The organism is Halorubrum sp. Ea8 (assembly GCF_002252925.1).
In the GTDB taxonomy this organism is placed as follows: Archaea; Halobacteriota; Halobacteria; order Halobacteriales; family Haloferacaceae; genus Halorubrum.
On record NZ_NHPF01000075.1, the window covers coordinates 1 to 9,917 of the forward strand.

Genomic DNA, 9,917 nt, shown 5'->3' on the forward strand with positions numbered 1-9,917 from the left:
AAGCCCCAGCCGCGAGGGCGGCGCACGCTCGCTGTGCGCCTCACTCGGTCGCTGACGCTCCCTCGTTGCGGTGCTTGCATCGCCTGCGCCGTCCTCGCGGCTGCCCCTTTGAGTCCCGCCCGCCTGCACCGCATCCTCACGCATCCTCACGCCTCCCCAACCTCGGCGGACGGCCCGGCGCGGGCGGGGCCGCGCCGGACCGCCACCTCCCTCGTGCGGTCTGCTCGCGGCCTCACGGCCGCTCGCAGGCGCACGCCGGTTCTGTTTATAAATTGTCGCGGCGGCGCTCTCCTTCCGTCCGCGTTCCGGCGCGACGCCCTCCTTCCGTCCGCGTTCCGGCGCGACGCCCGAACTAATGCCCTTTTGAACGCGGGGACCGTCCGGTCAGGTATGACCGAGACCCTCAGGCTCGCCACGCGCGGGTCGGACCTCGCCCTCCGGCAGGCCGGGACCGTCCGCGACGCGTTGTCGAGCCGCCGACGCGACGTGGAACTCCGCCGCGTCGAGACCCGCGGCGACCAGATCCCCGACGAGCTGATCCACCGGCTCGGGAAGACCGGCGCCTTCGTCCGATCGCTCGACGAGGAGGTGCTCGGCGGCGACGCCGACCTCGCCGTCCACTCCCTGAAGGACGTGCCGACCGAGGGGATGGACGACATGGTCGTCGCCGGCGTCCCCGAGCGCGCGCCCTCGGGCGACGTGCTCGTCCACCCCGACGGGGTCGGGATCGATGACCTGCCCTCGGGCGCGGTGATCGGGACGGGCTCGCTCCGGCGGACCGCCCAGCTCAAAGCCGCGCGCCCGGACCTCGTCGTCGAGCCGCTCCGCGGCAACGTCGACACCCGGATCGAGAAGCTGCTCGCGCCCGGCCTCCAGGCGGAACACGAGCGCCGGCTGATCGCCTCGGGCGAGGCGAGCGCGATGACCGCCGAGGAGAGCGGTGCTGACGACGCCGAAGACGGCGCCGAGGACGCCGACGGCGACGACCCCGAGATCGACGAGGAGTTCGACCGCACCGTCGAGGAGTGGTTCGACTCGCTCTCCGACCTGGAGCGCTCGGCGATGGAGCGGAAGGTCGAGACCGAGTACGACGCCGTCGTCCTCGCGGAGGCGGGGCTCCGGCGCTCCGACCTGTTCCACGAGATTCCCACGACCCGGCTTCCCCGCGAGGAGTTCGTTCCCGCGGCGGGCCAGGGCGCCATCGCGGTGACCGCGACCGACCCGGACGTGATCGAGGACGTGCGCTCCGCGGTCGACCACCCCCGGACCCGGGTGGCGGTCACCGTCGAGCGGACGATCCTCGGGGAACTCAACGGCGGCTGCGTCGCCCCCATCGGCGTCTCGGCGCTCGTGCAGGGCGAGCACGTCCACACCCGCGTCCGCGTGCTCTCTACCGACGGCACCGAGGAGGTGGCGGACACCCGCGACCTCCCGATCCGGTCGCACGCGAAGGCGGCCGAGTCGTTCGCGGCGGACCTCGCGGAGCGGGGCGCGGCCGACCTGATCGCCGCCGCCCGCGAGGAGGCCGAGACCGACGAGGGGACCCGGCAGGAGGCGGACGATGAGTGAGGGGGAAATCGAGGGCGACGACGGCGGGGAATCGGCCGACCTCGGCACCGTCTACCTCGTCGGCTCCGGCCCGGGCGACCCGGACCTGCTGACCGTGAAGGCCGCCCGGCTGATCGAGTCGGCCGACGTGGTCCTCCACGACAAGCTCCCCGGCCCGGAGATACTCGGAGAGATCCCGGCCGAGAAGCGCGAGGACGTCGGCAAGCGCGCCGGCGGCGAGTGGACCCCGCAGGAGTACACGAACCGTCGGCTCGTCGAGCTGGCGCGCGAGGGGAAGTCCGTGGTGCGGCTGAAGGGCGGCGACCCGTTCGTCTTCGGCCGGGGCGGCGAGGAGGCCGAACACCTCGCCGACGCCGGGGTCCCCTTCGAGGTCGTCCCGGGCGTCACCTCGGCGATCGCGGGGCCCGCAGTCGCCGGGATCCCCGTAACGCACCGCGATCACGCCTCCTCCGTCTCCTTCGTCACGGGCCACGAGGACCCGACGAAAGAGGAGTCGGCGGTCGACTGGGACACGCTCGCCGCGACCGGCGGGACGATCGTCGTGCTGATGGGCGTCGGCAAGCTGCCCGCGTACGCCGCCGAGCTCCGCGACGCCGGGCTCGCCGGCGACACCCCCGTCGCGCTGGTCGAGCGCGCGACGTGGCCGGGGATGCGCGTCGCGACCGGCACCCTCGACTCGATCGTCGAAGTCCGCGACGAGGCCGGGATCGAGCCGCCCGCGATCACCGTGATCGGCGACGTGGCCGCGGCCCGGGACCGGGTCGTCGAGTTCCTCCGAAACGACGGCGGGCGGGGTGACGACGCGTGAGCGACCGCGGAGCGGTCGGCGGCGGCGAGGGCGACGCCGCGGCCGGCGAACGCGACGCGACCGCCGGGCGCGACGACGCCCCCCGCGTCGCCGTCTTCCGCCCGGCCGACGAGCGGATAGACGACGCCGCGGCGCTGCTGGAGTCGCTCGGCGCCGAGCCGGTCGCCGACCCGATGCTCGCGGTCGAAGCGACGGGGGCGGTGCCGGCCGCGGCGCCGTACGTCGTCCTCACGAGCAAGACCGGCGTCGAGCTCGCGGCCGAGGCGGGCTGGGAGCCGGGCGACGCGACGCTCGTCGCCATCGGCCCCGCGACCGCCGCCGCGGCGCGCGAGGCCGGCTGGACCGTCGACGTCGTCCCCGACGAGTACACCTCGGCGGGGCTGGTCGAGGCGCTCTCCGGGCGCGTCGCCGGCGAGGCCGTCGAGGTGGCCCGCTCGGACCACGGCAGCGACGTGCTGATCGAGGGCCTCCGCGACGCCGACGCGACGGTCAACGAGACGGTGCTGTACCGGCTGACACGGCCGGAGGGGGCGGGCGAGTCCACTGAGCGGGCCGCCGCGGGCGACCTCGACGCCGCCGCGTTCACCTCGTCGCTCACGGTGACTCACTTCCTCGAGGCCGCCGACGAGCGGGGGATCCGCGAGGCGGCGATCGCCGGCCTCGACGACGCGACCGTGGGCGCGATCGGCCCGCCGACCGCGGAGACGGCGGCGGAACACGGGATCGACGTCGACGTCGTTCCGGGGGACGCCGACTTCGCGGCCCTCGCCGAGGCGGTCGTGGCGGCGGCGACGGACGGTGACGTCGGTCCGGACCGGTAGTTCTCGGGACCGATACGTTCGCTCGCTTCGACCACACGGCCGGGAATCCGTCGCTCGGTGCGCTTCCGACGCGATCCGCCGCGTCCGCCCTGTCGCAAGGAATCAGATCAGATAATTTGGAACGCACATTTATTATCCGACAGGTGAGAAGCAATGACATGCAACCGAGCGAGCGCTGGTCGCTGCGGACCGACGACGAGGTGCTAGTCGTCGAGTTCCCACACGGAACGGGGCTTAGCCCCGCCGACAGCGAGGCGCTGCTCGATCGGTGGCGGACGGTCACCGCCGACCGCGCGGTCGACGCCGTCGTGATCCTCGTGCGGACGAGTCGGCCCTGCTCCGACGCCGGGCGGCGGGCGCTCCGGGAGTCGGCCCAGATCGCCGTCGCCCGCGGCGTGGACCGGTTCGCCGTCGTCGGCGAGCGCTCGAAGCGCCGCTACCTCAAGCGGACTATCGACGTCGAAGGGGTCGACACCGAGGCGTTCAACGACACCGACCCCGCGCTGGAGTGGGCGAAGCGTCCGTCGACCGCCGTCCCTTCCGCCGAGACGTCGTCGTAGGCGGGTCCTCGTTTCAAATAGAAGCCGGTGCCGGTTCGAGCGACGCCGGCCTTGCCCGAATCGCTGTACCGCGGTTAGCTGTCGCTGCCGGCGGCGGTCTCGTTTCCGGCACCGTCGGTTTCGTTTTCGGCGGCGCCGTCGCCGTCGGACCCGTCCTCGTCGCCGTCCGACCCGTCCGCTTCCTCGGTGTCGGCGGCGGATTCGTCCTCGTCGCTGTCCGACCCGTCCGCTTCCTCGGCGTCGTCGTCGGATTCGTCCTCGTTGTCATCGTCGTCGATCTCGTTGACGTCGACGTCCCGGCCCGCGACCCCGCTCCCGGAGATCACGGGTTTGAGGATGTAGCCGTTGTTCGGACCGCGCCTGACGACGTTGATGTCGAAGACGAAGCTGACTGGTTCGTCGGGCGTGACCTCGAACCCGTTCGTGATCCGGAGCTTCTCGCTCGGGAGCTTCACGTCGACTTCCCCGCCGTCGACGATCCCCTCGACGGCGGAGACGGAGAGCTCGATCTTCTCGTAGCTTCCCGCCGGAATTTCACCGTCGAACACGGCCATAGCGTCCTCCTCGATCACCCGCGTGAGGTCGACAGTGGCGCCGTCGAGGTCGACGACGGTGAAGCCGCGCTCCTCCGCGTCTCCGTCTTCGTCGTCCTCCTCGTCTTCGTTCCCGTCGTCCTCCGCATCGCCTTCCTCGTCGTCCTCCGAATCGCCTTCCTCGTCGTCCTCCGCATCGCCTTCCACGTCGTCCTCCGCATCGCCTTCCTCGTCGTCCTCCGCATCGCCTTCCACGTCGTCCTCCGCATCGCCTTCCACGTCGTCCTCGTCCGCGGTTCCGTTCGGCGGGTCGTTCTCCGCTTCGGTCGCGTTCCCGGCCTCTTCGGAGCCGTCGTCCTCACCGTCTGTCTCTTGTTCGTCGGGCTCCGCGTCCTCGTCGTCATCGTCTTCGTCGTCGTCCTCGTCCCGTGCCTCGAAGATCCGAGCCTCGTCGAGGGTGACGTTCAGCTGATCGAAGTCGCCGATGTCGGCCGGCGCGTCGCTGATGAGGAGCCGGAAGTTACCGGTGAGCGTCTGCGACCCGTCGGAGCCGTCCGAGCCGTCGGAGCCGTCCGAGCCGTCCGAGCCGTCCGACGAGGGGAGCGCACCGTCGCCGGCGCAGCCGGCGAGTAGCGTCGCGCTCGCGCCCGCGCCGAGCGCCACGAACTCACGTCGTCCGAAGCCGTCGGCGGGGGTGTCCTGAGAGCGGTCGTCGCCTGTCGTCCGCGGTCGGTCCGTCATGGTGATTCGCCCTACGCGCCCCGGACGGGTATATAACGGAGATTCTCAGCCCGAATTAATGCGGATCAAACCGCTTTCAATCGTCTGGATTAGCCGGATAGACACCGACGAGAGACGTCTGAGCGACCGTTCACGGATCGGCCGTGTCGATGCCCGCTTCGTCGACCACGCGCTTCGCCTGTCGGGTCGCGCGCTCGCGGACCGCGTCGGCGTCGGTCCCGACGTGCTCGCCGCCCTCGTACCGGACCTCGCCGTCGACCATCGTGAAGACCACGTCGTCGCCGTGAGCGGCGTACACGAGATGCGAGAGCGGGTCGTGGATCGGCGTGGCGCGCGTCCGGTCGGTGGTGAGCCCGATCACGTCGGCCCGGTGGCCCTCTCGAAGGGCGCCGAGTCGGTCGAAGCCGGCGGCGCGCGCGCCGTTCGTCGTCGCCATCTCCAACACGGTCGCGGCGGGGAGCCGGGTCGGGTCGCGCGCGTCGACCTTCCCGAGGAGGCTCGCCTGCCGCATCTCGGTGAACGGGTCGAGCGTGTTGTTGCAGGGCGGGCCGTCGTTGCCGAGCGCGACCGCGATCCCCCGGTCGAGGTAGTCGTGGACCGGGGCGATCCCGGAGGCGAGCTTCATGTTCGAGGAGGGGCAGTGGGTGACGACCGTGTCGGTCTCGGCGAGCACCTCTCGCTCGCGCTCGTCTGTGTGGACGCAGTGGGCGAGCGTCACGTCCGGTCCCGTGAGCCCGACCTCGTCGAGCCACAGGACGTTCCGCTTGCCCGTGTCGGCCTCAACGGTCTCGATCTCGTCCTCGTTCTCACTGGCGTGGGTGTGGATCGTCACGCCCTCGTGGCGGTCGGCGAGCTCGCGGCAGCCCCGCAGGCACGCCTCCGTGCAGGTGACGGCGAACCGGGGGGTGACCGCGTACCGGATCCGACCGCCGGCGGCGCCGTGGTACTCCTCGACGAGCGCCTCGCTCTCGGCGAGCGCGGCGTCCGTGTCCTCTACGAGTCCGTCCGGGGAGTCCCGGTCCATCAGCACCTTCCCGAGCCGCGCGCGGATCCCCGTGTCTATCGCGGCCTCGAACGCCTGCTCCGCGTGGTTGACGGAGAGGTGGTCGACGACGGTCGTCGTCCCGCTCTCGAGGCATTCGAGGTACCCGAGCTCGGCGGCGGCGCGGGTCGCCTTGGCGTCCATCGCGGCCTCCATCGGGAGCACGGCGTCGAACAGCCAGTCGAGGAGGGCGGCGTCGTCGGCGATCCCCCGGCCGAGCGACTGCACCGAGTGCACGTGGCCCCCGATCAACCCGGGCGCGACGAGGTCGACCTCGCGGCGCTCGTGGTCGGGGTACTCCTCGCGGAGGGCGGCGGCGGCGCCGACCGCGGCGATCGTCGCGCCCTCGACGACGACCGCGCCGTCGGGGACGACGGTCTCCGGATCGGCGATGACGGTTCCGGCGATCAACATGTCCGTCCGTTCCTGATGGTCGATTCTTAAGAGGGTGTCCTTCGCGGGTCGGCGGCGCTGGTCGCGGGTCGGCGGCGAGCGGCGCGGATCGGCGGCGAGCGGCGCGGATCGGCGGCGCTGGTCGCGGGTCGGCGGCGAGCGACGGCGACCGACGGAGCGGTCGACGCCGCGTTCTCCCGTCCGCTACTCCAGTTCCGTCTCGCGCTCGCGACGGTCACGGGAGTCGCGTCGGTCCGCGGCGTCGGCGTCGATTCGCCCCTTCAGATCCTCGGTCTCCAGCAGTCGGTCGAGCCGGCGCTCGAACTCTTCCTCGCCGATCTCGCCGGTGGCGTACCGCTCGCGGAGCGTCTCCAGGGGATCCCCGGCCGCCGCGGTCGTCGCGGCCGACGCACCGGCCGCGTCCCCGGACTCGACGAGCGGGAAGTCCTCGCCGAGCAGCAGCACGAGCGGGATGATCACGAAGAAGCCGAGGATGAACGTGGCGGGGATCAGCGGCCCCAACGCCCCCGGGAGGAGGACGGCGAACAGCGAGGTGAGCCCGAACGAGAGGACCGCGACGAGCCCTATCAGCCGCTTTTTCTCGAACGTCGGGAGGGACATACGCGGGAGATTCCGACGAACCAACAAAAGCGTACTGCCGGCGGTCCGCCGAGCGGGTCGACCGCGGCGGCGCCCGCGACCGACGGCTATTCGTTTCGGCCGCCCCCAGCCGGATCCGTGCTCAGATACGTGACGACGAACCCCGGGAAAGTGCGCGAGGCGGAGCGGTACCTGCCGGACGGCTCGGTGGAGCGACTCGACTTCGACTACACGGAGATCCAGGCCGACGGGCTCGGGCCGATCGCCGCGCGGGGCGCGCGGGAGGCGTACCGCCACGCGGGCGAGCCGGTGCTCGTCGACGACGCGGGGCTGTTCGTTGAGGGGCTCGACGGGTTCCCCGGTCCGTACTCCTCGTACGTGGAGGAGACGCTCGGGGTCGAGCGCGTCCACGAGATCGCCGCCGGCCTCGACGACCGCCGGGCCGCGTTCCGCTGCACGCTCGGCTACTGCGACGGCGAGGGGTTCGCCGCGAGCCCGGACCCCGTCGACCGGGGCGACCGAGACGCGGCCGCCGCGGCCGGACCGGACGGGGAGGGAGCTGTTGACGACGGGGCGGGCGAATCGGACGGCGACGGGGCGGGCGAATCGAACGCCGACGGCGCGGGCGAATCGACCGACGCGCTCCCGGTCAAGCTGTTCGAGGGGTACGTCCCCGGGCGGATCGTAGCGCCGCGCGGCGACGGCGGCTTCGGCTACGACCCGATCTTCGAACACGACGGCGAGACGTTCGCCGAGATGAACACCGACCGGAAGAACGCGGTGTCACACCGGGGGCGGGCGTTAGAGAAGTTCGCGGAGTGGTACGCGGACCGGTAACGCGTCGTTCAGGCCGTTTCGGCGATGGCGGCGGCCAACAGGTCACAGCCGAGGTCGATCTCGCGTTCGGTGACGTCGAGCGGCGGCAGGATCCGGAGCACGTCGTGGCCGCACGCCAGCGTGAGCAGCCCGCGGGAGAACGCGCCCTTCTGGACCGCGTCGCGGCGCTCCTTCGAGTCGAAGTCGAGCGCGAGCATCAGTCCCTTCCCGCGGACGTCGGTCACGCCCGGGAGGTCGGCGTCGCGGATCGTCTCCTTGAACTGTCGGCCCCGGACCGTGGCGTTGTCCATGAGGTCGTACTCCCGGATGGCGTCGAGCGTGAGCGCGCCCTGCGCGGAGGCGATCACGTCGCCGGCGCCCCACGTCGACGAGAGCCGACTCTTCTCCTCGGGGAACACGTCCGAGCGGGAGACCGTCGCGCCGACGCGGAGCCCCTTGGCACTTGAGATCACGTCCGGTTCGAGCGCGTAGTGGTCGGACCCCCACATCTCGCCGGTGCGACCGACGCCGGACTGGATCTCGTCGGCGATCAGGGTGATGTCGTGCTCGTCGACGAGGGCGGCGACCTCGTCGGTGAACGCCTCGGAGGGGAACCGGTAGCCGCCCTCGCCCTGGATCGGCTCCAAGATGAGGTACGCCACGTCGTCCGGGTCGATGTGACCGCGCTCGGGGTCGAGCTTCTCCCGGAGCCGAGAGACGCCGTCGACGAAGAAGCCGCACGAGCAGGTCTCCGGGGTGCAGGTCCGGTCGTCGCAGAACGGGGCGTCGTGGACGCCGCTGATCTCCGGGAACTCCCGGCGGTAAACGGATTTGGACCGGTTGAGCGAGAGCGCGCCGAGCGTCCGCCCGTGGAACGCGCCGTCGAAGGTGATCGCGTGCTTGGCGCCGCCGGAGTCGTCGTACGCGATCTTGATCGCGTTCTCGACCGCCTCGGCCCCGGAGTTCGAGAGGAAGACGGTGTCCATGTCGTAGTGGTCGGTGACCTCGGTGAGCCGCTCCATCAGCCCGGACGAGCCCGGGAGCCCGTCGCCGGGCGACTCGCCGCCGGCGACGTAGAAGTCCTGACCCGCGATCTTCAGCGGGTCGACCAGGTCGAACTCCGCGAGCGGTTCCATGATCTTCGGGTTGTTGTACCCGAGCGGCGCGGCGGCGACGTGGCTCGTGAAGTCCATGAGGACGTTGCCGTCGACGTCGGTGCAGAACGGGCCCTCGGCGGGCGCGGTGCGGTCCCAGACGAACTCGTAGACGTACGTGCTCGGCGCGGCCGACTCGTGGTGGTAGTCGACCCACTCCCGCGCGCGATCGCCCGGGAGGTCCGTGACGTCGGGCGTGGCCGTGTGGCGATCCATGGTGACGCGTGGCACGCGGATGGAATAAATCCGGGGCGATTCGGCGGTCGTTGGAGAAACATCCAACCGCGGCTCGCGGCGCGGGGAGAGAGAGGCGAGAGGGAGGGACCGCGGAGACGGAACCGACCGCTCAGTGGTCGACGTACTCGGTCTCCCACTCCGTCCGGGCCTCGATCTCGCGTCGGCCGCGGCGGGTCAGGGTGTAGTAGTTCGTGCGCCGGTCCCGCTGGCCCTTCTCGACGAGGCCCTTCTCGACGAGCGTGTCGAGGTTGGGGTAGAGCCGGCCGTGGTGGATCTCTTTCTCGTAGTAGTCCTCCAGCTCCTCTTTGATCGCGAGCCCGTGGGGCTCGTCCAGGCCGGCGATCACGTAGAGCAGGTCACGCTGAAAACCCGTGAGGTCGTACATGCAACTGACCGGACATTGCCGTTCTAAATAAATAAATATACCGTTATAAACGGCATCGATCAGCGGTTCGACCCCCGCAGTCACTCGATATTTCCGGTTTCGTCGTGTCAGTCGGGCAACTACGACCCACCGGATCGGGTCCGAATCGGCCCGCCGACCGAGGATCCGGGATTTGATATGTCGGATCGGAGCGACGGATGAGTCGGGTCGATCGCCGGAGTCGAGGGCCGACGGACGCTAGACTCGGCGGATCTTAGA

Annotated in this window: 10 protein-coding genes; 5 read left to right on the top strand and 5 right to left on the bottom strand. The window is 71.1% G+C overall.

What is annotated here, in order from left to right:
* The first annotated feature begins 390 nt into the window (after nucleotides 1–390).
* The 4 genes from hemC to DJ74_RS07740 all read left to right on the top strand — a co-directional run bounded on the left by hemC (nucleotide 391) and on the right by DJ74_RS07740 (nucleotide 3,758).
* Nucleotides 391–1,569 (top strand): hydroxymethylbilane synthase, encoded by a 1,179-nt coding sequence (gene hemC / locus DJ74_RS07725; RefSeq protein ID WP_094526871.1) that lies wholly within the window; start codon nucleotides 391–393, stop codon nucleotides 1,567–1,569.
* Nucleotides 1,562–2,377 (top strand): uroporphyrinogen-III C-methyltransferase, encoded by an 816-nt coding sequence (gene cobA, locus DJ74_RS07730; RefSeq protein ID WP_094526872.1) that lies wholly within the window; start codon nucleotides 1,562–1,564, stop codon nucleotides 2,375–2,377. Before hemC ends, cobA begins: the two co-directional genes overlap by 8 nt.
* A 116-nt stretch (nucleotides 2,378–2,493) precedes the next feature.
* Nucleotides 2,494–3,198: a uroporphyrinogen-III synthase gene (locus DJ74_RS07735; RefSeq protein ID WP_254922150.1), complete on the top strand. Its 705-nt coding sequence runs from the start codon at nucleotides 2,494–2,496 to the stop codon at nucleotides 3,196–3,198.
* 158 nt (nucleotides 3,199–3,356) lie between these two features.
* On the top strand, nucleotides 3,357–3,758 hold the full coding sequence (locus tag DJ74_RS07740) for a hypothetical protein (RefSeq protein ID WP_094523984.1): 402 nt from the start codon (nucleotides 3,357–3,359) through the stop codon (nucleotides 3,756–3,758).
* Between the two features lie 74 nt (nucleotides 3,759–3,832).
* Here the strand turns inward: DJ74_RS07740 and DJ74_RS07745 are convergent, their stop codons facing one another.
* The 3 genes from DJ74_RS07745 to DJ74_RS07755 form a co-directional block, all read right to left on the bottom strand.
* Nucleotides 3,833–5,032: a DUF4382 domain-containing protein gene (locus DJ74_RS07745; protein ID WP_094526874.1), complete on the bottom strand. Its 1,200-nt coding sequence runs from the start codon at nucleotides 5,030–5,032 to the stop codon at nucleotides 3,833–3,835.
* Nucleotides 5,033–5,162: 130 nt separating this feature from the next.
* Nucleotides 5,163–6,488, bottom strand: coding sequence for a 5'-deoxyadenosine deaminase (locus DJ74_RS07750; RefSeq protein WP_094526875.1), 1,326 nt, complete (start codon nucleotides 6,486–6,488; stop codon nucleotides 5,163–5,165).
* A gap of 183 nt (nucleotides 6,489–6,671) precedes the next feature.
* Nucleotides 6,672–7,088 (bottom strand): SHOCT domain-containing protein, encoded by a 417-nt coding sequence (locus DJ74_RS07755; protein ID WP_094523987.1) that lies wholly within the window; start codon nucleotides 7,086–7,088, stop codon nucleotides 6,672–6,674.
* A 117-nt stretch (nucleotides 7,089–7,205) separates the two neighbouring features.
* On the opposite strand from DJ74_RS07755, the gene DJ74_RS07760 reads away from it, so the two are divergent.
* Nucleotides 7,206–7,904: a non-canonical purine NTP pyrophosphatase gene (locus DJ74_RS07760; protein WP_094526876.1), complete on the top strand. Its 699-nt coding sequence runs from the start codon at nucleotides 7,206–7,208 to the stop codon at nucleotides 7,902–7,904.
* An 8-nt stretch (nucleotides 7,905–7,912) separates the two neighbouring features.
* On the opposite strand, the gene DJ74_RS07765 is transcribed toward DJ74_RS07760, so the two are convergent.
* Both DJ74_RS07765 and DJ74_RS07770 read right to left on the bottom strand, forming a co-directional pair.
* Complete coding sequence (locus DJ74_RS07765; protein ID WP_094526877.1) at nucleotides 7,913–9,253, bottom strand: aminotransferase class III-fold pyridoxal phosphate-dependent enzyme; 1,341 nt, start codon at nucleotides 9,251–9,253, stop codon at nucleotides 7,913–7,915.
* Nucleotides 9,254–9,383: 130 nt separating this feature from the next.
* Nucleotides 9,384–9,659 (bottom strand): PadR family transcriptional regulator, encoded by a 276-nt coding sequence (locus DJ74_RS07770; RefSeq protein WP_094523274.1) that lies wholly within the window; start codon nucleotides 9,657–9,659, stop codon nucleotides 9,384–9,386.
* Between the last annotated feature and the right edge of the window lie 258 nt (nucleotides 9,660–9,917).

What these genes read in the sequence shown, in the direction of transcription:
- DJ74_RS07770 (WP_094523274.1), bottom strand. Translation starts at nt 9,659, where the DNA reads ATGTACGACCTCACGGGTTTTCAGCGTGACCTGCTCTACGTGATCGCC.
- DJ74_RS07765 (WP_094526877.1), bottom strand. Translation starts at nt 9,253, where the DNA reads ATGGATCGCCACACGGCCACGCCCGACGTCACGGACCTCCCGGGCGAT.
- DJ74_RS07750 (WP_094526875.1), bottom strand. Translation starts at nt 6,488, where the DNA reads ATGTTGATCGCCGGAACCGTCATCGCCGATCCGGAGACCGTCGTCCCC.
- DJ74_RS07755 (WP_094523987.1), bottom strand. Translation starts at nt 7,088, where the DNA reads ATGTCCCTCCCGACGTTCGAGAAAAAGCGGCTGATAGGGCTCGTCGCG.
- hemC (WP_094526871.1), top strand. Translation starts at nt 391, where the DNA reads ATGACCGAGACCCTCAGGCTCGCCACGCGCGGGTCGGACCTCGCCCTC.
- DJ74_RS07740 (WP_094523984.1), top strand. Translation starts at nt 3,357, where the DNA reads ATGCAACCGAGCGAGCGCTGGTCGCTGCGGACCGACGACGAGGTGCTA.
- DJ74_RS07745 (WP_094526874.1), bottom strand. Translation starts at nt 5,032, where the DNA reads ATGACGGACCGACCGCGGACGACAGGCGACGACCGCTCTCAGGACACC.
- cobA (WP_094526872.1), top strand. Translation starts at nt 1,562, where the DNA reads ATGAGTGAGGGGGAAATCGAGGGCGACGACGGCGGGGAATCGGCCGAC.